The following is a 22,630-nucleotide window of genomic DNA, read 5'->3' as shown; positions in this document are numbered from 1 at the left end:
CGGCTCGCAAGTGACCGACGCCCATGCTCACGCGCCGCTGAGCGCTGACGCCGAGCCGAAAGGCGATCTCTGCATCCGCACGCTGGCCATGCCGGCCGACACCAATGCCAATGGCGACATCTTCGGCGGCTGGCTGCTCAGCCAGATGGATCTCGGCGGCGGCGTGTTCGCCTCCAAGGTGGCGAAGTCGCGCACCGTGACGGTCGCGATCGACGCGATGAACTTCCGCAAGGCGGTCAATGTCGGCGATCTCGTCTCCGTCCACGCCAATCTGGTGCGCATCGGCCGCACCTCGATCACGGTGCATCTCGAGGCCTGGGTGCTGCGCCGCCGCGAGCAGCAGTCGATCCTCGTGACCGACGGCAATTTCACCTATGTCTCGATCGACGAGCAGGGCCATCCGCAACCGATTCAGCGCGACGGCGCGGCGATCGAAACCTGACATCCTCTGCGCGCCAGTGCCGCTGATTCGGTGGGAAAGGAAACGCGTCGAAACTGAGTCCGGAGCGTGGTTTGATTGCAAAAACCCGGAGTTTTTGACGCTTCGCCGCGCAAAATAATCGAGGAACAAACAGCCAGCGACTCCGTTGTCGGGCCGAAGTCAAACCGAGGCTGACAATGTCCGACAGTTACGTGATCGAAGTGAGTTCGCAGACGGCGGGTATCGTGGTGCGCGATACGCGTGGATATCAGTTCTTTGCTGCATCGCACCTTTTCGACCGCCTTGAAGGCCAGATCTTCCGCAATGCGCGCGAGGCCGAGCGCGCGGCGCGCCGGCTGCTCACCGGTCAATCAATGCAGATGGCGTCGTAGAACGCCTTCGCGTCGTTGCGCGTGGCCGGGCGAAGCGTCCACCTTCGCCCAGGCCTTCCCTGACCCGGCACTGCACGTTGACCTCCGTGCCGAACGGTCGCACCATGGGCGACTCGCCGTTTCAAGGGGGCCGCCGTGGCCGGACTCTCCCATCGCCAGACTGAAATCCTCAACATCGCGCGCGCGTTCGGCCGGGTCATGGTCGAAGACCTTGCCAAGCGATTCGAGGTGTCGGCGCAGACCATCCGCAAGGACCTCAACGATCTCTGCGACCAGCGCTCGCTGACCCGCATCCATGGCGGTGCGATCATCGCCTCGGGCGTCGAGAACCTCGCTTACGAGGCGCGCCGCTTCGTCGCCGCCGAGGAAAAGAAGGCGATCGGCGCTGCCGCGGCGGCACGGATTCCGAACGGCTGCTCGCTGTTCATCAATATCGGCACCACCACGGAAGAGGTCGCGAGCGCCCTGACCTCGCATGAGGATCTGCTCGTCATCACCAACAACCTCAACGTCGCGATGCTGCTGTACCGCCATCCGCGCATCGAGGTGGTGGTGGCCGGCGGCACGGTGCGCCGCGCCGACGGCGCCGTGGTCGGCTCCACCGCGACCCAGCTGATCGGCCAGTTCAAGGTCGACTACGCCATCATCGGTGCATCCGCCATCGACGAGGAGGGCGCGCTGCTCGACTTCGACTATCGCGAGGTGCAGGTCGCGCAGGCGATCATCGCCAATGCGCGCAACGTGATGCTGGTCTCGGACTCGACCAAGCTCCGCCGCAGCGCGCCGGTGCGGATCGCCCATATGAGCCAGATCCAGACCTTCGTGACCGATTCACCGCTTCCTGCGGGCCTCGCCAATATCTGCCATAGCCGCGGTATCGAGGTGGTCGTCGCGATGGACAAGCCGCAAGTCGATCTCGACGACAACGCCGCCGACGCGGCACCCGCGGCGCTGCGCAGCGCGCAGGGCGCTTGATCGCTCAAGTTTTAGCGAACCTGTTTCGGATGCCTTTCGGCCGCTGCTGTAGCCTGCCTGAGGTGGAGCGGTTCGTTGGTCAGTACGCAATTCAAGGTCGTCACGGCATTTGGCATGGCGGCGATGTTCGGCATCGTCTCGTTTGTCCTTGGCTTTAGCGTCGCATCCGCGTGCGCGACGGCGCTGGCCGGCGGTATTTCTGCGCTTGTGGTCATGCGCGCGTTCGATGGTGAGACCCAGCCGCCATCGAAGAGCGTCCGTGCCGACATCGTTCGCTTCGGCAGCGGGAGCCGCCCGGCCTGGCTGTCGGAACTGGAACAGCTGAACGGCCGTGGCAGGAAACTGCTTTACGGACTGTCGCGGATCTTCTTTTCGGGATCGCTGTGTCAGCGCATCGCGAGCGGAGCCTTCCTCGCGCAGTCGGTAATCGGCCTGGTGGCGATCGTCCTGTTCTGGCTTGGCCAGGCGATGGGCTTTGACATGCGGCTGTTCGCAATCCCGTCGCTCGGCAGCTTGTTTGCGGATGGCATCCCGATGTCGGCTGAAGCAATCGCGGGGGTGAGGTTCGAGCACCTCTTCTTGCCGCTCGTCTCGCTCTACGCCGTCACGTTTTCCCTGTTCCTGATCGCATTGCTTGCCGATCTCGCGACCATCCTGCGCGACTGGCGAGAGCAGTGGAAGTATCTCACGATGCCGCTGTTCTGCTTTGCATTCTGGGCGCTCCTGGCGCACCGAAAATCATCGGGATATAGCGCCCTGCAAGTCGCGCTCGGCGGCGGGCACCTCTGGGCCTATGTCGCGGTCTTCGTGTTCTTTCCGCTTTTCTTTCTCGTGCTGTCGGCGTCGCTGCCAGGCAATCGGGCGATCCGGTGAACAGGGATCGCTCCGTCGGGCGAATCTATCTCCGCTTCGCGCTCAAATGGTATGCGATCCTTTTCGTCGCATCGTTGGTCGTCTACGTCCTGTTCGCCAGCGGTCGTACATTCGTCGCGTCGACCGGTGTGCTTTTGCTCGCCGTCTACTTTGTGCGCGACAGCCGAGCTTGCGCCAAGCGGGTAGGCGGTGAAGTTCACCGTACCTACGATCCCGAAAAGGCTCTGCCGGAATTGCGCGTCGGACGATCGCCACAGCGTCCCTGACCGTCCGCCACCGCCTTGCCTGGCGTTGCCTCAAGCGTCGCTGTCCCGTCTCCCCAAAAGCTCTGACCGTGAGCACGCCGCCCAAAGAATCCCCAGCCCGAGTTCCCCATTTTCACTTTGCTTTCGTTTTTGGTTGTGATTTACTCCAATACGAAAGTAAAACCGTCAAAGCGAAGGCGGTTGCCGGGGGAAGCGTTCTTTGGATCAGATTTACGACCTCGCCATCATTGGAGGCGGCGTTAATGGCTGCGGCATCGCGCGCGACGCGGCGGGCCGGGGTAACTCTGTTTTCCTCTGTGAAATGAATGACTTGGCCAGCGGGACGTCGTCCTGGTCGACCAAGCTCGTGCATGGCGGTCTGCGCTATCTCGAATATTACGAGTTTCGCCTGGTGCGCGAGGCGCTGATCGAGCGCGAAATCCTCTGGCAGATCGCACCCCACATCATTCGGCCGCTGCGTTTCGTTTTGCCGCACCACGCCGGCCTGCGCCCGGCCTGGCTGCTGCGGCTCGGCCTCTTCCTCTACGACCATATCGGCGGTCGGCATTTGCTGCCGGCGACGCGCTCGGTCGATCTGACGCGCGACGCGGTCGGCAAGCCGCTGATCCCGGGCCGCTACACCAAGGGCTTTGAATATTCCGACTGCTTCGTCGACGACGCCCGGCTGGTTGCGCTGACCGCGCGCGATGCCGCCGATCGCGGCGCCGAGATCCGCACCCGCACCCGCGCGGTCGAGATCAGGCAAGTCGACGGCGTCTGGCACGTCACGGTCGAGGACAGCGTCACGGGTGCCCGCGACACGATCCAGGCACGCGTGCTGGTCAATGCCGGCGGTCCCTGGGTCGAACAGGTCCTGGCCTCGGGCGCCGGCGTCAACGCGCGCGCCAAGGTGCGGCTCGTGCAGGGCTCGCACATCGTGGTGCCGAAGCTCTACGACCACGACCGTGCCTACATCTTCCAGAATGCCGACGGCCGCATCATCTTCGTCATTCCCTATCAGGGCGACTTCTCGCTGATCGGTACCACCGATCGCGACTATGACGGCGATCCGGCCAAGGTGAAGGCGACGCACGAGGAGATCGAATATCTCTGTGCGTCCGCCAGCGCCTATCTCGCCAAGCCGGTGAAGCCCGAGGACGTGGTCTGGAATTACTCCGGCGTGCGTCCGCTCTATGACGACGGCGCGAGCGAAGCCAAGGCCGCGACCCGCGACTACGTGTTCGAGCTCGATACGCCCGGCGGTGCGCCGCTACTGTCGATCTATGGCGGCAAGATCACGACCTATCGCCGGCTCTCCGAAGAGGCGCTGGAGCGGCTGTCGCCTTATCTCCGCGGCACAAAGGCGCAGGAGGGCTGGACCGGCAAGGCGCCGCTGCCCGGCGGCGACATGGATGTATCCGCGGTCGCGGCGCTGAGCGCCGAATTGATCCGCACCTATCCGTTTCTCGCGCAATCGCACGCCAATCGTCTCGCGCATGCCTATGGCACGCGCGCCAGCAAAGTCTTGGGCAATGCAACATCGACGGCCGATCTCGGCCGCTCCTTCGGCGCCACCTTGACGGAAAGCGAAGTCAGGTACCTGATGGCGAACGAATGGGCTCGGACTGCGGACGATGTCGTCTGGCGACGATCCAAGCTGGGCTTGCGGATGACGGCGGGTGAAATCGCCGCGCTCGACGAGTGGATGCTCGCCAACCGCGTGTCCGGTGAACGTCCCCTCCGCGAAGCGGGAGGACGGGCATGAGCGTCACACTGCAGAATGTCACGCGAACCGTGGATGGCATTCCGACCATCTGCGACGTGTCGCTGACGCTGGAGCGTGGCACGCTCAGCGTGCTGCTCGGGCCGACGCTGTCGGGCAAGACCTCGATCATGCGGCTGCTCGCCGGCCTCGACAAGCCGACCACCGGCCGCGTGCTGGTCGACGGCAAGGACGTCACCGGCGCCGACGTGCGGCAGCGTTCGGTCGCGATGGTCTATCAGCAGTTCATCAACTATCCCTCGCTGACGGTCTACGAGAACATCGCCTCGCCGCTGCGCGTGCAGGGCAAGCCGCGCGCCGAGATCGAGCGGCGGGTGGCGGAAGCGGCCAGCCTGTTGCGGCTCGAGCCGTTCCTGAAGCGCACGCCGCTGCGACTCTCCGGCGGCCAGCAGCAGCGCACCGCGATCGCGCGGGCGCTGGTCAAGGGCGCCGACCTCGTGCTGCTCGACGAGCCGCTCGCCAATCTCGACTACAAGCTGCGCGAGGAGCTGCGCGCCGAGCTGCCGCGCATCTTCGAGGCCTCCGGCGCGATCTTCGTCTATGCCACCACCGAACCGTCGGAAGCGCTGCTGCTCGGCGGCAACACGGTGTGCATGTGGCAAGGCCAGGCGCTGCAAACCGGCGCGACGCCGAAGGTCTACCGCCATCCCGACACGCTGCGCGTTGCCCAGGTGTTTTCCGATCCGCCGCTCAACATCATCGGCATCGAGAAGAAGGGCGCGCAAGTGATCTATGCCGGCGGCGAGCAGGCGCCCGCGGCCGGCCTCTATGCCAATCTGCCCGACGGCCGCTACCGGACCGGCTTCCGCGCGCACCAGCTCGAGGTCGGGAATGTCGCGGCCGGCCGCCACAAATTTTCCGCCGCGGTGACCGTGACCGAGATCACCGGGTCGGAGAGCTTTGTGCACGTCCATGTCCACGGCTCGAACTGGGTCGCGGTGCTGCACGGCGTGCACGAATATGAACCCGGGCAGGTGCTCGACGCCGCGCTCGATCCCGACAACATCTTCGTGTTCGACGCGGCCGATCGTCTCGTCGCGTCGCCCGCGACCGCGTTTTCGGGCGAAGTGCATCGCGCGTCGCGCGAAGCAAACGCGTCAAGCGGCAATAGAAAGTGAGGGAGATGCTTCATGGCCCGCATTGACCTCGTCGATCTCGCGCACTCCTACGGCGGCAACGACGCGCCGCAGGAATCCTTTGCGCTGAAGCCGGTCACCATGACCTGGCGGCAGGGCGGCGCCTATGCGCTGCTCGGGCCGTCCGGCTGCGGCAAAACCACGCTGCTCAATCTGATTTCCGGCATCGTGACGCCGTCGCGCGGACAGATCCTGTTCGACGGAAAGGACATCACGCCGCTGTCGACGCAGAAGCGCAACATCGCGCAGGTGTTCCAGTTCCCCGTGATCTACGACACCATGACGGTCGGCCAGAACCTGGCCTTCCCGCTGAAGAATCGCGGCGTCGCGAAGGCCGAGGTCGACGCGCGCGTCAGGCAGATCGCCGATCTGCTCGACCTCACGCCCTATCTCAAACGCAAGGCGACGCGGCTGACCGCCGACGCCAAGCAGAAGATCTCGCTCGGCCGCGGTCTCGTGCGCTCCGACGTCGCGGCCGTCCTGTTCGACGAACCGCTGACGGTGATCGATCCCGAGCTGAAGTGGCAGCTTCGCTCCAAGCTGAAGGCGCTGCATCGCGAGCTCGACCTCACGATGATCTACGTCACCCACGACCAGACAGAGGCGCTGACCTTTGCCGACACCGTCGTCGTGATGCATGATGGCCGCGTGGTGCAGAGCGGCACGCCGGCCGAACTGTTCGACAAGCCGGCGCATACTTTCGTCGGCTACTTCATCGGCTCGCCCGGTATGAACATCGTGCCCGCCGAGGTCAATGGTCACGAGGCGCGGATCGACGGCCATGTCATCGGCCTGCATCGAAACTATGGTGTGCTGCCTGCGGGCAAGAAGATCGAGATCGGCGTGCGGCCGGAATTCGTCGATGTCGCGGCGCCGGCGTCAGGGCTGCTATCGGCAACCATCGAGCGGATCGACGATCTCGGCCGCATCCAGTTCGCCCGCGTGCGGGTCGGCGATACCAAATTCGCCGCGCGCGTGCCGCCGGGCTTCTCGGTCTCCGGCGGCACCGCCGGGCTGATCTTCAATCCCGCGCATGTCCACGTCTATGCCGACAGCCATTTGGTGGAGGGGGTCGCCTGATGGACAAGACGATCAACCAAAAAGCCTGGTTCCTGGTGCTGCCGGTGTTCCTGGTGGTGGCGTTCTCGGCGGTGCTGCCGCTGATGACCGTCGTGAACTATTCGATGCAGGACACCTTCGGCAACAACCAGTTCTTCTGGAACGGCGTCGGCTGGTTCAAGGAGTTGCTCGATCCATCGACCGATCTCGGCGGCCGCTTCCTGGCCTCGCTCGGCCGCAACCTGTTCTTCTCTGCCGTGATTCTCGCGATCGAGGTGCCGCTCGGCATCATCGTCGCGCTGTCGATGCCGCGTGAGGGCTGGAGCGTCGCCGCCTGCCTCGTCATCCTCGCCTTGCCGCTGCTGATTCCGTGGAACGTGGTCGGCACCATCTGGCAGATCTTCGGCCGGCCCGATATCGGCCTGCTCGGCTATGTCCTGAACCATCTCGGTCTCAACTACAATTACGTGTCCAATGAGGTCGATGCCTGGGTCACGGTCATCGTGATGGACGTCTGGCACTGGACCAGCCTCGTCGCGCTGCTCTGCTACGCCGGGCTGAAGTCGATCCCCGACGCCTATTACCAGGCGGCGCAGATCGACGGCGCCTCGCGCTGGGCGGTGTTCAAGGCGATCCAGTTGCCGAAGATGAATCGCGTGCTTCTGATCGCGGTGCTGCTGCGCTTCATGGACAGTTTCATGATCTACACCGAGCCGTTCGTGGTCACCGGCGGTGGTCCCGGCAATTCGACGACCTTCGTCTCGATCGAGCTCGTCAAGATCGCGCTCGGCCAGTTCGACCTCGGCAAGGCCGCGGCGCTGTCGCTGGTCTACAATCTGATCATCCTGATCGTGTGCTGGGTATTCTACACCGTGATGGTCAATGCCGGCTCCGAGCGTCCGGCCAAGGAAGGAGCGGCGTGATGCATTCGATCCCCGGCCGCCGCCTGATCATGGCGCTGTTCCTGATCTTCCTGCTGTTGCCGATCTACTGGCTCGTCAACATGAGCTTCAAGACCAACGCCGAGATCGTCTCGACGATGACGCTGTGGCCGCACACGCCGACGCTGCAGCACTACAAGCGCATCTTCACCGACGAGAGCTGGTATTCGGGCTACATCAATTCGCTCGAATACGTCGTGCTCAACACCATCATCTCGATCGCGGTGGCGTTGCCGGCGGCCTATGCGTTCTCGCGCTACCGCTTCCTCGGCGACAAGCATCTGTTCTTCTGGTTGTTGTCGAACCGCATGGCGCCGGCGGCGGTCTACGCGCTGCCGTTCTTCAACCTCTATTCTGCGATCGGCCTGTTCGATACGCCGTGGGCGGTCGCGCTCGCGCACTGCATCTTCAATGTGCCGCTGGCGGTGTGGATCCTCGAAGGCTTCGTCTCCGGCGTGCCGCGCGAGATCGACGAGACCGCGTTCCTCGATGGCTATTCGTTCCCGCGCTTCTTCATCAAGATCCTGGTGCCGCTCATCGCAAGCGGCATCGGCGTCGCCGCCTTCTTCTGCTTCATGTTCTCCTGGGTCGAGCTGCTGCTGGCGCGCACGCTGACCTCGGTGCAGGCCAAGCCGATCGCGGCGATCATGACGCGCACGGTCTCGGCGGCCGGCATGGACTGGGGCTTGCTCGCCGCCGCCGGCGTGCTCACCATCATTCCGGGCGCGCTGGTGATCTGGTTCGTCCGCAACTACATCGCGCGCGGCTTCGCGCTCGGCCGGGTCTAGGAGGCGATCATGGAATCCATCGCATGGATGGCCTGGACGCTGCCGACCGCGATCTTCTTCGTGCTGCTGGCCTCGACGCTCGGCGTGATGACCTGGCTCGCGGCTGTTTATCCCGAGGCCGAGCGGGTCGGCGTGCTGCGCATCCCGACCACGCGCGGCGATCGTTTGTTCATTTCGCTGGTACTGGCGGCGGTGATCCACCTGGTGTGGATCGGCCTCGTCGGCACCGATCCGATCCTCACCCTGCCGATCGGCGAGGGCGTGGAAATTTCGAGCCTGTGGCTCGCAACGCTGATTTCGCTTCTTTCAGCCGTGGCGATCTTTCGCACCGTCTGACGAAAGCGAAGAAGAGCAGATCCGGGGTCTACCCGGGCCTGGGGTTTTGTTTGTCGCTGCAACCGGAGGAATCATAATGCGACATTTGAGAACGACAAAGGATAGTCTTTTGACTATGACCAGCGCCGCCGCGCTGATCGCGGCTTCGCTCGCGGTCGCCACGCCGGCCCGCGCCGCCGACGATGCCGTGATCCAGAAGTGGATCGCGGAATTCCAGCCCTCGACGCTGTCGAAGGAAGACCAGAAGAAGGAGCTCGAGTGGTTCGCCAAGGCCGCCGAACCCTTCAAGGGCATGGAGATCAACGTCGTCTCGGAAACGATCACGACGCACGAATATGAATCGCAGACGCTGGCCAAGGCGTTCTCCGAACTAACCGGCATCAAGCTCAAGCACGACATCATCCAGGAAGGTGACGTCGTCGAGAAGCTGCAGACCCAGATGCAGTCGGGCAAGAACGTTTATGACGGCTGGATCAACGACTCCGACCTGATCGGCACCCACTTCCGCTACGGCCAGACCATCATCCTGTCGGACTACATGAAGGGTGAGGGCAAGGAGGTCACCGACCCGATGCTCGACGTCGACGACTTCATCGGCAAGTCGTTCACCACGGCGCCGGACGGCAAGCTCTACCAGTTGCCCGACCAGCAGTTCGCGAACCTCTACTGGTTCCGCTACGACTGGTTCACCAACCCCGAGTACAAGGCCAAGTTCAAGGCCAAGTATGGCTACGAGCTCGGCGTGCCTGTGAACTGGTCGGCCTATGAAGACATCGCCGAGTTCTTCACCAACGACATCAAGGAGATCAACGGCGTCAAGGTCTACGGCCATATGGACTATGGCAAGAAGGATCCCTCGCTCGGCTGGCGGTTCACCGACGCGTGGCTGTCGATGGCCGGCAACGGCGACAAGGGTATCCCGAACGGCCTGCCGGTCGACGAGTGGGGTATCCGCATGGAAGGCTGCCGTCCGGTCGGCTCGTCGGTCGAGCGTGGTGGCGACACCAACGGCCCGGCCGCGGTCTACTCGATCACCAAATATCTCGACTGGCTGAAGAAGTATGCCCCGCCGCAGGCCCAGGGCATGACCTTCTCGGAAGCAGGGCCGGTGCCGGCGCAGGGCAACATCGCCCAGCAGATGTTCTGGTACACCGCCTTCACCGCCGACATGGTGAAGCCGGGCATCGCCGTGATGAACGCGGACGGTACGCCGAAGTGGCGTATGGCTCCGTCGCCGCACGGCGCTTACTGGAAGGAAGGCATGAAGCTCGGCTATCAGGACGCCGGCTCCGTGACGCTTCTGAAGTCGACCCCGCCGGATCGCCGCAAGGCAGCCTGGCTCTATCTGCAGTTCATCATCTCCAAGTCGGTGTCGCTGAAGAAGAGCCATGTCGGTCTCACCTTCATCCGTGAGTCCGATATCTGGGACAAGTCGTTCACCGAGCGTGCGCCGAAGCTCGGCGGCCTGATCGAGTTCTACCGCTCGCCCGCGCGCGTGCAGTGGACCCCGACCGGCAACAACGTGCCCGACTATCCGAAGCTCGCGCAACTGTGGTGGCAGAACATCGGCGATGCGTCGTCCGGTACCAAGACGCCGCAGCAGGCGATGGACGCGCTGGCCGCGGCCCAGGATTCGGTGATGGAGCGTCTTGAGAAGTCCGGTGTGCAGGGCGCCTGCGGACCGAAGCTGAACAAGAAGGAATCCGCCGAGTTCTGGTACAAGAAGGCCGAGAAGGACGGCACCATCGCTCCGCAGCGCAAGCTCGCGAACGAGAAGCCGAAGGGCGAGACGATCGACTACGACACGCTGATCAAGTCGTGGCCGGCCAACCCGCCGAAGCGCGCCGAAGCGAAGTAAGGCAGCAAGCAAAGGCGTACCAGCCCACGCCATCCGAAGACGACGAAAGGCCGGGAGCGATCCCGGCCTTTTTGCTGATTGCCAGGTCATTCCGGGATGGTGCGCAAGCACCAGACCCGGAATCTCGAGATTCCGGGTTCGATGCTTCGCATCGCCCCGGAATGACGATGTGGAGAGAGGAGCGCTCCCTACTCCGCCGCCTCGGTCGCCCTCAGCGTCGGATAATCCGTGTAGCCCTTGGCGCCGCCGCCGTAGAAGGTCGCCTTGTCCCACTCGTTGAGCGGCGCGCCGGTCTTGAGCCGCTCGACCAGGTCGGGGTTGGAGATGAACGGCTTGCCGAACGCGATCAGATCAGCCGCGCCGGCTTCCAGCACCTTCTCCGCCAGCGCGAAGTCGTAACCGTTGTTGGCGACATAGGCCTGCTTGAAGCGCTTGCGCAGCGAGGCGTAGTCGAACGGCGCGATATCGCGCGGGCCGCCGGTTGCGCCCTCGACCACGTGGAGATAGGTCAGCTTCAGCGCACTGAGCTGGTCGACGATGTAGTCGAACAGCGCTTGCGGATTCGAGTCGGTGATGTCGTTGGCCGGCGTCACCGGCGAGATCCGGATGCCGGTGCGATCGGCGCCGGCCTCGATGGCGACCGCCTTGGACACGTCCAGCATCAGCTTGGCGCGGTTCTCGATTCCGCCGCCATAAGCGTCGGTGCGCTTGTTGGTGCCGTCGCGGGCGAACTGGTCGAGCAGATAGCCGTTGGCGCCGTGGATCTCGACGCCGTCGAAGCCGGCGGCCAGCGCATTCGCCGTGCCGCGCTTGAAGTCCTCGATGATCCCGGGAATTTCCGACAGCTCGAGCGCGCGCGGCTCGGAGACATCGGCAAACGTGCCGTTCACGAAGGTCTTGGTCTTGGCCTTGATGGCGCTCGGCGCCACCGGTGCGCCGCCGTTCGGCTGCAGTGCGACATGCGAGATGCGGCCGACATGCCAGAGCTGGATGAAGATGCGGCCGCCGCGCTCATGCACCCGATCGGTGACCTTGCGCCAGCCCTCGACCTGTTCCTTCGAATAGATGCCGGGCGTGTCCTGATAGCCCTGGCCCTGCTGCGAGACCTGGCTCGCCTCGGTGATCAGAAGGCCGGCGGAGGCGCGCTGGCCGTAATAGTCCACCGCGAGCGGGCTCGGCACCATGCCGGGCGGCACCGCGCGGTTGCGCGTCAGTGGCGCCATCACCAGGCGGTTCGGCAGCGTCAGCGCGCCGAGCTTGTAGGGCTCGAGAAGTTTGGTCGATTGGCTCATGTGAAATGTTCCAGAGAATGACTGATGAAGGAGAATTGTGCATTGCCGCGACGAGCGCAATGGGCCGAGGCATTCGCGCTCCGCAGGCTAGCTGCGCACAATTCCGCCCATGTGGCCGGCATCGAGGAACAGGGTGTGCGCGTTCACGTAGGAGGATTCATTCGAAATCAGGAACAGCGCAGTATAGGCGACCTCCCAGCCGGTGCCCTGGCGGCCGAAAGGCACTGTCACGGCGCGGTCCGATCGCCTGCGGCTGGCGTCGCGCCCCATCGGCGTGTCCATGAAGCCGGGCGCGATCACATTGCAGCGAATGCCCTTGTCCTCGCCGGCCCGCGCGATCGCCCGGCCCAGCGCGATCTGCGCCGCCTTGGAGGATTCATAGGCCGGGTTGCGGCCGCCGGCGCGCTGGCTCGCCATCGAGGAGATCAGGATGATCGCGCCGCCCGGCGCCATCACCTCCAGCGCCTTCTGCGCGAACAGCATGTGGCTGCGCACATTGACGGCATAGTCGCGGTCCCAGGCTTCGGCCGTCATCTTGGGCAGCGACAGGCCGGAGGAGATGCCGACATTGAGCGCCAGCCCGTCGAGCCCGCCGAGCCTTTGCGCGCAGCGTTCGACCGCGGGCGCGATCGCCGCGACGTCGGAGACATCGACCACATCGGTGAAGGCCTTGCCGCCTTCGCCTGTGATCTGCGCGACGGTATCGTCGGCGGCGTCCTTGTTGACGTCGAGGCAGGCGACCGACGCGCCCTCGCGCGCGAACAGCACGCTCATGGCGCGGCCGTTGCCGATCGGCGGCGCTTCATCCACAGTGGTGCGCTGTCCCGCGCCGACCACGATGACGCGCCGCCCGGCGAGGCGGCCGTGGTTCTTCGCCAGTCCGAGCGCTTCGGCATGCAGCGAAGCGGACGGATCGATGGCTTTCGGTGCGTGGGTTGTGGTCGACATGGCGTGCTCCCTGACGTCTTGTTGTTGTCAGGGAGCAGTAGCACGGGCGAGGGCGTGAAGCGAAAATCCCGTCGCGGGGAATATGGATCGCCGAAGCGCGTCAGCTGACGCCGAGGAAATCGCGCTTGCCGATCTCGACGCCGTTGTGGCGCAGGATGTCGTGCGCGGTCACGGCGTGGAAATAGAAGTTCGGGAACGAGAACGCGCTGAGGAATTGCTGGCCCTTCAAGGTCATCGTGCGATCGGGGCCGATCGGGAAGGTGACGTCCCTGGCGTCGGCGCCGTTGAACTGCTCCGGCTTGAACGACTTCACATAGTCGATCGTCTTGGCGAGCCGCTGCTTCAGCTCACCGATGCTCTTCTCGGTGTCGGGCGTCGACGGCACCTCGCTATGGGTCAGCCGCGCGCAGCCCCGTGCGGCGTGATCGCAGACCAGCTGCACCTGCTTGGTCAGCGGCAGCATATCGGGATAGAGCCGCGATCCCAGCAGCACCTCGGGCGCGATCTTCTTGGCCTCGCAATGCGCCTCGGCCTTGGTCAGCTCGCCGGTGAGGCTGTTGAGGATCTGCAGGTAGGCGGGGACGACGGCGTCATGAAAGGACATGTGATGCTCCCTGTTCTGATGAAATCCGGATGTTACCGAACGGCGATGCTGCAAGTGGGGCGGCAAGGGGAAGAATACAACTGCGGGCGGCTGTAACAGTTGGTCAAATATTTCCCGCGGGCGGCATTCTTGATCCCGTCATCCTGAGAAGCGCGAAGCGCGTCTCGAAGGATGCACGGCCCCAGTGTGGCCGATTCATCCTTCGAGGCTCGCTCCGCTCGCACCTCAGGATGACGGATCGCCAGAGTCTGCGTAGCCCGGATGGAGCGCAGCGCAATCCGGGGAGGCGCATCGGGGCTTGTCCCGGATTTCGCTGCGCTGCATCCGGGCTACGGAAAATGGGCGTTTGCCCTACCGCGTCCCCGGTGCCGCGGCATCGGCGGCCGGCTGGGTGCGGGGCCCGCCGCGCATCCGCGCCAGGAGCTCCGCGGTCGGCCAGGAATCTGCCGGCAGGCCGTATTTCATCTGCATCGCCTTCACCGCGCTGCGGCTTGCCTGGCCGAGCACGCCGTCGATCTTGCCGACGTCGTAGCCGGCGCGCGCGAGCAGTCCCTGCAGCTCCTTGATCTCATTGAACGGCAGTTGCGCGACCGGACCGTGCGGCCGCTGCATCGGCGGTGCGCCCGCGATGCGGCCGGCGAGATAGCCGGCGGTGGTCGAATAGATCAGCGAGTTGTTCCACTCGGTGTAGGCGACGAAATTCGCATAGGCGAGGAACGCCGGACCCATCCGGCCCATCGGCAGCAGCAGTGAGGCCGGCATCTCGTCATTCGGCAATGGCTTGGCGTCGGTCGAGGTGACGCCGAGCGATAGCCATTTCGAGCGCGGCAGCTTGATGGTGAGGTCGGCCTGGTCCCACGGGAAATTCGCCGCTTGCGGCACGCGCACCTCCTGCAGCCACGGCTCGCCGCGCCGCCACTTCAACCCGGTGGCGATGTAGTTCGCGGTCGAGCCGATCACGTCGGGGCCGCTTTGCAGGAGATTGCGGTGGCCGTCGCCGTCATAGTCGACCGCGTAGTTGAAATAATGCGTCGGCAAGAATTGCGTCTGGCCGAGCTCGCCGGCCCATGAGCCGATCATCTCGTCGGGCGTCAGGTCGCCGCGCTCGATGATCTTCAGTGCGGCGATGGTCTCGCCCTGGAACATCTCGGAGCGGCGGCAATCATAGGCCAGCGACACCAGCGATTTCAGCGTCGGCAAATTGCCCATCTGGACGCCGAAATCGCTCTCCAGTCCCCAGAACGCGGCGATCACCGCCGGCGGCACGCCATACTCCTTCTCGGCGCGCGCGAATGCGGCGGCATAGGTCCGGATGTATTGCTGGCCCTGCTGCATGCGATAGTTCGCGGCCATGCGGCCGGCGAACTGGGTGAAGATCTGCCCGAACACGCGCTGGCCGCGGTCGCGGTTGACGATGCCCTGGTCGTAGATCAGGTAGGGCGCGGCCTCCGCGATCGTGCGCTGCGAGACGCCGGCGGCGACCGCCTTCTGCTTCAGCTCGGCGAGGAAGCGATCGAAGTTCTGCCCGTTGTGGCAGGACGCAGCCCGCGGCGAGGCGACGGCGGCCGGGCGCGGCCTGACCGGCGTGGGATTCAAGGGGCTGGGCAACGGCTGCTGCGCCGAGGCGAGGGTGGAGAGCGCCAGCGCCCCCGCGATCGCTGCGATCATGATCGGGGCGCGGAGGGGAGAGGCTGGCATCGATGTCACCGGCTGGAAAAAGGGGAATTGAAGCCCAATCTGCATACACCAGGGCGACACCGGGCAACAACGGGGGTAGCGCCGTTAGACCAATTGGGCTGAGGTAGGTTGAGCCGCGGCCGCTATGATCGGCCGGTGATTCGCGCGCAGGGGTGTCGGCGGATCGATCACGCCCGGAGGGACCCATGTGGAGTTTTCTCGAGCGTCTTTTGGATTCGTCGACGTTTTCGCCGCACGGCATCTGCCTGCTGTGGGAGCCGGAGCTGATCTGGCTCCACGTGATTTCAGACGCGATCATTGCCGCTTCGTATTTCTCGATCCCGTTCGCGCTGGCGATCCTCGTCTCCAAGCGGCGCGATTTCCAGTTCGGCTGGATGGCCTGGCCGTTCGCCACGTTCATCCTCGCCTGCGGCCTGACCCATGTGTTCTCGATCTACACGCTGTGGGTGCCGATCTACGGTCTCGAGGGCCTGCTCAAGGCGCTGACCGCGGTCGCCTCGATCTTCACCGCGGTGCTGCTGTGGCCGCTGATCCCGCGGATCCTCGCGATCCCGACCGAAGAGCAGTTGCGCGAGGCCCATGTCGCGCTCGCCGAGGAGGGACGGCAGCGCCAGCGCTCGGAATTCCTGCTCGAGCGTTTCCGCGAGGCCGAGGCCAATGAGAGCAAGATCCGTCAGGCGCAGAAGATGGAAGCGGTCGGCCAGCTCACCGGCGGCATTGCGCACGACTTCAACAACATCCTCACCGTCATCACCGGCACGATCGACATCCTGGCCGAGGCGGTCACCCACAACCGCCAGCTCACCGAGATCACCGCGCTGATCCGCGACGCCGCCGAGCGCGGCGCATCGCTGACGCGGCATCTGCTCGCCTTCGCGCGCAAGCAGCCGCTGCAGCCGAGCGACGTCGACGTCAACGCGTTGATGGTCGATACCATCGAGCTGCTGCGGCCGACCATCGGCGACCATGTCGACATCGATTTTCGCTCCGCACCCGATCTGCCGCGCGCACTGGTCGATGGCAACCAGCTCGTCACCGCGATCATCAACCTTGCGCTCAACGCGCGCGACGCGATGCCGAAGGGCGGCCGGCTGACGATCGAGACCCGCACCGCCGAGCTCAAGCCATCGGACGTGAACGGCCATGACGGGCTTGCCGCCGGCGACTATGTCGCGATCGCGCTGACCGACAACGGCCGCGGCATTGCGGAAGCCGATCTGGCCAAGGTGTTCGAGCCGTTCTTCACCACCAAGGACGTCGGCAAGGGCACCGGGCTCGGCCTCAGCATGGTCTACGGCTTCGTCAAGCAATCCAACGGCCACGTCGTGCTCGACAGTGAGATCGGTCGCGGCACCAGGGTGATGCTCTATCTGCCGCGCGCGGCAGTGGTCTCAGCGGCAGCAGTGCCCGAACAGCGGCAGCCGGACGCGCGCGGCGCGCGGGAAATCGTGCTCGTCGTCGAGGACGACAGACTGGTGCGCTCCTATGTGCTGACCCAGATCGAGAGCCTCGGCTACACCACGCTGTCGGCCAATAATGGCCGCGAAGCCCTTGCCGTGCTCGACAGCGGCGCGCCGATCGATCTGTTGTTCACCGACGTCATCATGCCGGGCGCGATGAACGGGCGCGACCTCGCCACCGAGGCGCGGAAGCGCCGCCCGGGCCTCCGCGTCCTCTTCACGTCGGGCTATACCGATGACGCCATCGACCAGGACGGCAAGCTCGAGCAGGGCATCCTGTTCCTGGCAAAACCCTACAGCCGCGGCGAGCTCGCCCGCATGTTGCGCGTCGCATTGCGCGAGGAGGGGGCGGTGATCGCAGAGGAGCCGGCAGCGTAGCGTGCTTCCGAACCGGCGGCGTAGGCACGATCTCGTAGCCCGGATGAGCGAAGCGATATCCGGGGCGGTGCCCCCGCATGTCGCTTCGCTCATGCGGGCTACGGACGGCGCCGCACATGACCAATCATTAACCCGCGCCGCGTCGCTGCGACGCACTGGTTCCTCTTGCGGCTTCAGCGGCAAAATCCCTACCTCAGCGGCGTCAGTTGTGGCAGCATTCCGCTTGCCGTGAGGGAACAACGATGAACTATTTCCGCACCGCGCTCCTGCTTGCCGGCCTCACCGCACTGTTCATGGGGGTCGGCTATCTGATCGGCGGCGGCACCGGCGCCGTGATCGCGCTGATGGTCGCGGCTGCGACAAATCTGTTCACCTACTGGAATTCCGATCGCATGGTGCTGTCGATGTACGGCGCCCATCAGGTCGATGCGGGCTCGGCGCCCGAACTCTACAATCTCGTCGCCGAGCTGGCACAGCGCGCCGCTCTCCCGATGCCGCGCGTGTTCCTGATGGACGAAGCGCAGCCCAATGCGTTCGCGACCGGCCGCAATCCGGAGAATGCGGCGGTCGCCGTCACCACGGGCCTGATGCAGCAGCTCAGCCGCGAGGAGCTTGCCGGCGTGATCGCGCATGAGCTTGCGCATATCAAGCATCACGACACGCTGACCATGACGATCACGGCGACGATCGCCGGCGCGATCTCGATGCTGGCGCAGTTCGGCATGTTCTTCGGCGGCAACCGCAACAACAACGGCCCCGGCATCGTCGGATCGATCGCGATGATGATCCTGGCGCCGCTCGGCGCCATGCTGGTGCAGATGGCGATCAGCCGCACCCGCGAATACGCCGCCGACAATTATGGCGCGCGCATCGTCGGCCAGCCGATGTGGCTTGCCTCGGCGCTCGCGAAGATCGAGAACGCCGCGCACCAGGTGCCGAACATGGAGGCCGAGCGCAATCCGGCCACCGCGCACATGTTCATCATCAACCCGCTGTCGGGCCACGGCGTCGACAACCTGTTCGCGACCCACCCCTCGACCGCGAACCGCATCGCCGCGCTGCAGCAGCTCGCCGCCGAGCTCGGCACCCAGACCGCGCCGCGCCCGGTCGGTGGAAGCTATCCGCCGCGCAGCCCGTGGGGCGGATCCGGCCAGCGCGGCCCGTGGGGGTAGGGTGAGACCCAAGCCGTAGCCGCGAAGGCGGTGTGCTCCCTCGCCCCGTTCTTACGGGGAGAGGGTTGGGGTGAGGGGCTGTCTCCGCAAATACGGCGATAGCTGCATTCGCGGAAGCTCCCCCTCACCCGGAACGCATCTAGCGATGCGTTCCGACCTCTCCCCGCACGCGGGGCGAGGTGAAGTGAAGGCGGCTGCTACGCGCTCGCGGCGTCCAGCCGTTCGACCTGATCCTTGCTGAGCTCAAGTTCGGCCGCCGCGACCAGCGTTGCGACCTGCTCGGGCCTGGTGGCGCTGGCAATCGGCGCGGTGACGGAGGGTTTTGCCATCAGCCAGGCGAGCGCGACCGCGGCCGGCTCGGCGCGGGTTTCCGCGGCGACCTCGTCGAGACCGGCCAGGATGCGCATGCCGCGCGGGTTCATGTATTTTGGAATGCTGCGTGCCCCGCGGGGGCTCTTGGCGAAGTCGCTCTCCGAGCGATATTTGCCGGTCAAAAATCCTGCGGCGAGCGAGAAGAACGTGATCACGCCGACGTCGTTCGCCTCGCAGACGCGTTGCAGCGCGCCTTCGTAGCTCGAGCGCTCGGCGAGGCTGTATTCGGGCTGCATGCTCTCGTAGCGCGGCAACCCGTTCGCCTTGGCAATGTCGAGCGCACTCTGGAGCCGCTCCGCCGAGAAGTTCGAGGCGCCGATGGCCCTGACCTTGCCGGCCTTGATCAGCTTGTCGTAGGCCGCGAGCGTCTCTTCCTGCGGTGTCGTCTCATCGTCCTTGTGGGACTGGTAGAGGTCGATGAAATCGGTCTGCAGCCGGCGCAGCGAGTCCTCGACGGCGCGCGCGATGTAGTCCGGCTTCAGCCCGACATTGCCGCCGCCCATGTCCATGCCGACCTTGGTGGCGAGGATGACGCGGTTGCGGTTGCCGCGCGCCTTCATCCATTTGCCGATGATCGTCTCGGATTCGCCGCCGCTGTGGCCCGGCACCCAGCGCGAATAGACATCCGCCGTATCCAGGAATGTCAGCCCCTGATCGAGCACGGTGTCGAGTAGTCGAAACGACGACGTCTCGTCCACGGTCCAGCCGAATACATTGCAGCCGAAGCACAGGGGAGGGACAGTGAGGCCGGAGCGGCCGAGCGCGCGATGCTTCATGAGTTTTCTTTCGCTTGTTCTTGATAGCGGGCGCCGGACACTGAGGCAGATCGCCCTTGTTTGCAAGGCGTTGTGCCGCAACCGCCTGGCAGGCGCTTGGCGGACGCGGATGGATCGGGACCGCTCGTCGGTCAGGTCAGGCACGCTGCCCCTCGACGCTGCATCGACTAAGGAAGAGATTCTGTCGCAGAGCAGAAACGCGATTTTATTTGCCGCGGGTCTGATGTAGATTGCGCGGCGAGCTGCCACCGGTTGCGCCGAAATCCGGAGAATGAGCGGCAGCGCGACTGGCCATCGGCAGGCCATTTCTTCTCATTTTTCAGTACGAAATGCTCTGCCCGGGCCGCGCGCCTGGGTGAATGTTTTTTTCATTCCAACCAAACGGAGCGATTGCCATGCATTTCTGCTTCTCTGGTGAATACACCCCGCGTTCCCTGAACAACATCATGGAAAACCCGACGACCAATCGATACGAGGCCGCGAAGAAGTTGATTGAGGCCGCCGGCGGGAAACTGATTTCGATGTACAGCACGGCGACCGATGGCCCCGGCGTGATGGTGATCTTCGACGTGCCGGATCCGAGCTTCGCGCCTGCGGTCAGCGGCGTGGTCGTGGCGGCCGGCGCCATGCAGAATGTGCGGCTGATCCGGCTCTTTACCCAGGACGAGATCAAGGTGGTGCGTCAGCACGCGACCAAGCTCAAGGCCGCCTACACGCCGCCCGGCGGTTAGCAGGCCGAGCGATCCAAAACGGCGCAGGTTGATCTGATGGCCGGTGTCACTCTCGCGCGGCGGCGCTTGCTGGCGTCCCGCGCGGAGGCGAGGGCCGTTGCGCGCCGCTGATCCGGGGCGTCAACGGATGGGCACTAGCTCAGGCGGATGTTCTGGCTACGTGCATGCCGGCCACAGCCCCGGCCGGTTGTGCCGTCGCATGACGTCCGCCGCCTCGCTCGGCCTCCGCTTCAGCAAGACGAGCGCAGTACGCGCTAAGGCGCGATGGGATCAGGGCGTGTACTCATGAATTCTTCGCGTCCGCTTTGATCTCGGAAGCTGACGTTGAGGCCGACATCGCCGTATGTCGGCCTTGGGCCAATAAGCAACATCCAAAGAAGTTCAGTTGACTACGTGCGCGCCTCAAAGTTCATGTTGAACGGCGTCTCGGTCGCGCGACCGAACTATTTAGAGCCCGCCCCTATAACGCATGCTCGCATGTCCAGCCCTTCTTAGCGGACGACTAGCAAATGCGACAGGGGATGCGAAGTATCGCCTTGGCCGACCAGCGCCGCTTGGGGATGGAAAAATCACACCCCCCGCTTCTTCAGACCGAGCCCCTCGAACTGCGTCTTCTGCTCGTCACTCAGGTTCCAACGGAAATCGTCGACCGCGTCGTTCACGCTGATGATCGCCTCTCTCATCGCTTCCAACCGCGCCTTTGCGGCCTTAAGGCGGGCCGGCGGGGTGAGCGCGTCCTTTGGCGGGCATGGGTTTAAGGCTTCCATGGTGCCCATCGTGGTATCCTGCACCACTTCGAGCGCGGCGCGTTGCGTATCGTTCAGTTTCAGGCTGGCGACGATGTCGTCGAGGGGCCATTGCTGGGCGACGAGCTGGCGGTATTGCTTTTCGGCCTGTTGCTCGTCTTGCGGTTCACGGCTCGCCTGGCAGGCGGCGTCCTGCATCTCCTTCAGCTTCGCGGCCGCAGCGTTAGCGCGGCGGTCGCGTTCGGGCGTGTTGAGCTGGGCCTTCTGTTCATCGCTTAGGAGATCGTAGAATTTTTGAAATGGCCGCATAACGGTCGCAACTGCGCTCAGCATCGCGTTGACGCGGCTCTGCATGGCCGCGAATCGCTCCAGCGCGGTGGTTGCGGTCTGTGCTGGACAGGAAGCGCGGATGGTGTTGCCGGCGGAAATCCAGGCGCTCGCGAGCTCGTCGAAGGCTGCGCGCTGCGCCTCGTTCGCCGCGACCGCCAGGCCGATCCGCTCGAGGGGAAGGCCGGTCGTCTCGGCGGTGTCGCCGCTACAGAATTCCTGCACCGAGGGCGCTTTGCGATGCCGCCTCCCGGCGGGGCGCTCGGCCGCAAACGCTGAGAGATCGCTCGCAGCGTAAGGCGAGAAGATCGCGGCGTAGAGATCGCCGTAGCCATAGGCCCAGAAGCCGCTGCCATCATTGAGAAGCGCGTAGTCATAGAGATCGCTATAGGCAAACGGCCAGAAGAGCGGACCGACCCAGCCGTATGAACCGTCGGAGTGCTGCCACCAGCCTTGCGCAGCTCGGCCGCCCTGCCAGCCGGCCAGCGCGGCGACGGCAGTGAGCTGCGCGCGCTCACTCGGGCCGATCGACTCGGCGGCGGGGCGAAGATCTTGCGGTCTTAGAGCAGCCATGCGGACGCGGCTGTGGCGCGCCGCCATGCGTGCGTGGCGGAGACCTGCGACCGACAGCACGCCGGCCATCGCGAAGCGCGCGACACTCACGGGGCCGCCAACGCGCAGGCGGAAACCCGCCTCGGCCGCGCTCGGCAGCGCTCCCAGAACGCCAATTGCAACGCCGGCCGCAGCCATTCCAAGGCGGGACTTTGACATGATCTCTCCCTCGGTCTCTCCCTTGGCGGTCCAGGCCACATCGCGTCACAAATATGACTCGCAGCGGAACCGAAAGTTCCTCCCGCCGTTTTCATTGGGTGAACCTGCGGTCAGGTCACGACGTCAACGGATTAGTCGCGTCGAGTACACGCGCTGGGTCGAATCGTCATCGCGCTTTAGTTTGGTGTGTGATTCGCGCAAACGCGTTGTCGCGAGGGAAAGCCGCTTCGCACTTTTCCGGATCATGCTTTAGGTGGTGTGGACATTAGCGCATCCATAGAACAATGGCAGCGAGAGTGACGACGGCGCGATAGTTCCGTGCCGTCTTTTCGAAGCGGGTTGCGACGCGTCGGAACTGCTTGAGCTTTGAGAAGCAGCATTCGACGAGATGACGCTGGGCATAGAGATGCTTATCGAGAGGGTATTTGAGCGCGCGCGACGGATTGTTGGGAATGACGGCGAGCGCGCCTTTGGCGGCGATGGCTTGGCGCAAGTGATCGGCGTCATAGGCGGCGTCGGCCATGACGACTTCGGCGGATAAGCCTTCG

General features: G+C 64.6%; 22 protein-coding genes. 15 read left to right on the top strand and 7 right to left on the bottom strand.

Going from position 1 to position 22,630, the window contains the following annotated elements:
• Positions 1 to 10: 10 nt before the first annotated feature.
• The 12 genes from J6525_RS31750 to J6525_RS31695 all read left to right on the top strand — a co-directional run bounded on the left by J6525_RS31750 (position 11) and on the right by J6525_RS31695 (position 10,807).
• Positions 11 to 442, top strand: coding sequence for an acyl-CoA thioesterase (locus J6525_RS31750; RefSeq protein ID WP_225647726.1), 432 nt, complete (start codon positions 11 to 13; stop codon positions 440 to 442).
• A 176-nt stretch (positions 443 to 618) separates the two neighbouring features.
• Positions 619 to 813 carry a hypothetical protein gene (locus J6525_RS31745; RefSeq protein ID WP_092085874.1) on the top strand — a complete coding sequence of 65 codons (195 nt, stop codon included), beginning with the start codon at positions 619 to 621 and terminating at the stop codon, positions 811 to 813.
• A gap of 135 nt (positions 814 to 948) precedes the next feature.
• Positions 949 to 1,788 carry a DeoR/GlpR family DNA-binding transcription regulator gene (locus J6525_RS31740; RefSeq protein WP_057016956.1) on the top strand — a complete coding sequence of 280 codons (840 nt, stop codon included), beginning with the start codon at positions 949 to 951 and terminating at the stop codon, positions 1,786 to 1,788.
• Between the two features lie 75 nt (positions 1,789 to 1,863).
• Positions 1,864 to 2,661: a hypothetical protein gene (locus J6525_RS31735; protein ID WP_225647689.1), complete on the top strand. Its 798-nt coding sequence runs from the start codon at positions 1,864 to 1,866 to the stop codon at positions 2,659 to 2,661.
• A complete protein-coding gene (locus J6525_RS31730; protein WP_225647688.1) occupies positions 2,658 to 2,927 on the top strand; it encodes a hypothetical protein in 270 nt (89 codons plus the stop codon). The genes J6525_RS31735 and J6525_RS31730 overlap by 4 nt, the downstream gene beginning before the upstream one ends.
• Positions 2,928 to 3,126: 199 nt before the next feature.
• Positions 3,127 to 4,671, top strand: a complete 1,545-nt coding sequence (gene glpD, locus J6525_RS31725) for a glycerol-3-phosphate dehydrogenase (RefSeq protein ID WP_225647687.1) — start codon at positions 3,127 to 3,129, stop codon at positions 4,669 to 4,671.
• A complete protein-coding gene (locus J6525_RS31720; RefSeq protein ID WP_225647686.1) occupies positions 4,668 to 5,807 on the top strand; it encodes an ABC transporter ATP-binding protein in 1,140 nt (379 codons plus the stop codon). Before glpD ends, J6525_RS31720 begins: the two co-directional genes overlap by 4 nt.
• Before the next feature lie 12 nt (positions 5,808 to 5,819).
• Positions 5,820 to 6,905: an ABC transporter ATP-binding protein gene (locus J6525_RS31715; RefSeq protein ID WP_225647685.1), complete on the top strand. Its 1,086-nt coding sequence runs from the start codon at positions 5,820 to 5,822 to the stop codon at positions 6,903 to 6,905.
• A complete protein-coding gene (locus J6525_RS31710) occupies positions 6,905 to 7,807 on the top strand; it encodes a carbohydrate ABC transporter permease (RefSeq protein WP_028338609.1) in 903 nt (300 codons plus the stop codon). Before J6525_RS31715 ends, J6525_RS31710 begins: the two co-directional genes overlap by 1 nt.
• Positions 7,807 to 8,613 (top strand): carbohydrate ABC transporter permease, encoded by an 807-nt coding sequence (locus J6525_RS31705; protein WP_028333212.1) that lies wholly within the window; start codon positions 7,807 to 7,809, stop codon positions 8,611 to 8,613. Before J6525_RS31710 ends, J6525_RS31705 begins: the two co-directional genes overlap by 1 nt.
• A gap of 9 nt (positions 8,614 to 8,622) precedes the next feature.
• The gene (locus J6525_RS31700) at positions 8,623 to 8,949 is read left to right on the top strand and encodes a DUF2160 domain-containing protein (RefSeq protein ID WP_016846242.1); all 327 of its coding nucleotides are present in this window, start codon (positions 8,623 to 8,625) and stop codon (positions 8,947 to 8,949) included.
• 115 nt (positions 8,950 to 9,064) lie between these two features.
• Positions 9,065 to 10,807 (top strand): ABC transporter substrate-binding protein, encoded by a 1,743-nt coding sequence (locus J6525_RS31695; RefSeq protein ID WP_038382516.1) that lies wholly within the window; start codon positions 9,065 to 9,067, stop codon positions 10,805 to 10,807.
• 188 nt (positions 10,808 to 10,995) lie between these two features.
• Here J6525_RS31695 and J6525_RS31690 read toward each other — a convergent pair whose 3' ends face one another.
• The 4 genes from J6525_RS31690 to J6525_RS31675 form a co-directional block, all read right to left on the bottom strand.
• Positions 10,996 to 12,099, bottom strand: coding sequence for an alkene reductase (locus tag J6525_RS31690; protein WP_225647684.1), 1,104 nt, complete (start codon positions 12,097 to 12,099; stop codon positions 10,996 to 10,998).
• An 87-nt stretch (positions 12,100 to 12,186) separates the two neighbouring features.
• The gene (locus J6525_RS31685) at positions 12,187 to 13,047 is read right to left on the bottom strand and encodes an SDR family NAD(P)-dependent oxidoreductase (RefSeq protein ID WP_225647683.1); all 861 of its coding nucleotides are present in this window, start codon (positions 13,045 to 13,047) and stop codon (positions 12,187 to 12,189) included.
• A gap of 100 nt (positions 13,048 to 13,147) precedes the next feature.
• Entirely contained in the window at positions 13,148 to 13,651 is a 504-nt protein-coding gene (locus tag J6525_RS31680; protein WP_092085859.1) for a DUF1993 domain-containing protein, read from the bottom strand.
• 351 nt (positions 13,652 to 14,002) lie between these two features.
• Positions 14,003 to 15,349, bottom strand: coding sequence for a lytic murein transglycosylase (locus tag J6525_RS31675; RefSeq protein WP_225647681.1), 1,347 nt, complete (start codon positions 15,347 to 15,349; stop codon positions 14,003 to 14,005).
• 185 nt (positions 15,350 to 15,534) lie between these two features.
• Between J6525_RS31675 and J6525_RS31670 the strand changes: the two genes are divergently transcribed.
• Both J6525_RS31670 and htpX read left to right on the top strand, forming a co-directional pair.
• Entirely contained in the window at positions 15,535 to 17,187 is a 1,653-nt protein-coding gene (locus J6525_RS31670; RefSeq protein WP_225647679.1) for an ATP-binding protein, read from the top strand.
• Between the two features lie 242 nt (positions 17,188 to 17,429).
• Entirely contained in the window at positions 17,430 to 18,359 is a 930-nt protein-coding gene (gene htpX / locus J6525_RS31665; protein ID WP_225647677.1) for a zinc metalloprotease HtpX, read from the top strand.
• A gap of 197 nt (positions 18,360 to 18,556) precedes the next feature.
• Here the strand turns inward: htpX and J6525_RS31660 are convergent, their stop codons facing one another.
• Complete coding sequence (locus tag J6525_RS31660) at positions 18,557 to 19,507, bottom strand: aldo/keto reductase (protein ID WP_225647675.1); 951 nt, start codon at positions 19,505 to 19,507, stop codon at positions 18,557 to 18,559.
• A gap of 395 nt (positions 19,508 to 19,902) precedes the next feature.
• Between J6525_RS31660 and J6525_RS31655 the strand changes: the two genes are divergently transcribed.
• On the top strand, positions 19,903 to 20,238 hold the full coding sequence (locus tag J6525_RS31655; protein WP_028338617.1) for a GYD domain-containing protein: 336 nt from the start codon (positions 19,903 to 19,905) through the stop codon (positions 20,236 to 20,238).
• Positions 20,239 to 20,807: 569 nt separating this feature from the next.
• Here the strand turns inward: J6525_RS31655 and J6525_RS31650 are convergent.
• Together J6525_RS31650 and J6525_RS31645 are read right to left on the bottom strand one after the other, a co-directional pair.
• The gene (locus tag J6525_RS31650) at positions 20,808 to 22,061 is read right to left on the bottom strand and encodes a Spy/CpxP family protein refolding chaperone (protein ID WP_225647725.1); all 1,254 of its coding nucleotides are present in this window, start codon (positions 22,059 to 22,061) and stop codon (positions 20,808 to 20,810) included.
• A 286-nt stretch (positions 22,062 to 22,347) separates the two neighbouring features.
• Positions 22,348 to 22,630 (bottom strand): transposase (locus J6525_RS31645; RefSeq protein ID WP_225647674.1); only part of this gene is annotated, 283 nt, incomplete at its 5' end.

The organism is Bradyrhizobium australafricanum, from assembly GCF_020329495.1.
GTDB classification, from domain to species: domain Bacteria; phylum Pseudomonadota; class Alphaproteobacteria; order Rhizobiales; family Xanthobacteraceae; genus Bradyrhizobium; species Bradyrhizobium australafricanum.
Note: the sequence above shows the minus strand (reverse complement) of the source record. Positions and strands in the feature narration are given on the sequence as shown.

Coding starts and splice junctions, on each gene's coding strand:
- J6525_RS31705 (WP_028333212.1), top strand. CDS start 7,807: ATGCATTCGATCCCCGGCCGCCGCCTGATCATGGCGCTGTTCCTGATC.
- J6525_RS31710 (WP_028338609.1), top strand. CDS start 6,905: ATGGACAAGACGATCAACCAAAAAGCCTGGTTCCTGGTGCTGCCGGTG.
- J6525_RS31700 (WP_016846242.1), top strand. CDS start 8,623: ATGGAATCCATCGCATGGATGGCCTGGACGCTGCCGACCGCGATCTTC.
- J6525_RS31670 (WP_225647679.1), top strand. CDS start 15,535: ATGTGGAGTTTTCTCGAGCGTCTTTTGGATTCGTCGACGTTTTCGCCG.
- J6525_RS31715 (WP_225647685.1), top strand. CDS start 5,820: ATGGCCCGCATTGACCTCGTCGATCTCGCGCACTCCTACGGCGGCAAC.
- J6525_RS31695 (WP_038382516.1), top strand. CDS start 9,065: ATGACCAGCGCCGCCGCGCTGATCGCGGCTTCGCTCGCGGTCGCCACG.
- J6525_RS31660 (WP_225647675.1), bottom strand. CDS start 19,507: ATGAAGCATCGCGCGCTCGGCCGCTCCGGCCTCACTGTCCCTCCCCTG.
- J6525_RS31745 (WP_092085874.1), top strand. CDS start 619: ATGTCCGACAGTTACGTGATCGAAGTGAGTTCGCAGACGGCGGGTATC.
- htpX (WP_225647677.1), top strand. CDS start 17,430: ATGAACTATTTCCGCACCGCGCTCCTGCTTGCCGGCCTCACCGCACTG.
- J6525_RS31675 (WP_225647681.1), bottom strand. CDS start 15,349: ATGCCAGCCTCTCCCCTCCGCGCCCCGATCATGATCGCAGCGATCGCG.
- J6525_RS31655 (WP_028338617.1), top strand. CDS start 19,903: ATGCATTTCTGCTTCTCTGGTGAATACACCCCGCGTTCCCTGAACAAC.
- J6525_RS31680 (WP_092085859.1), bottom strand. CDS start 13,651: ATGTCCTTTCATGACGCCGTCGTCCCCGCCTACCTGCAGATCCTCAAC.
- J6525_RS31720 (WP_225647686.1), top strand. CDS start 4,668: ATGAGCGTCACACTGCAGAATGTCACGCGAACCGTGGATGGCATTCCG.
- J6525_RS31650 (WP_225647725.1), bottom strand. CDS start 22,061: ATGGCTGCGGCCGGCGTTGCAATTGGCGTTCTGGGAGCGCTGCCGAGC.
- J6525_RS31690 (WP_225647684.1), bottom strand. CDS start 12,099: ATGAGCCAATCGACCAAACTTCTCGAGCCCTACAAGCTCGGCGCGCTG.
- J6525_RS31685 (WP_225647683.1), bottom strand. CDS start 13,047: ATGTCGACCACAACCCACGCACCGAAAGCCATCGATCCGTCCGCTTCG.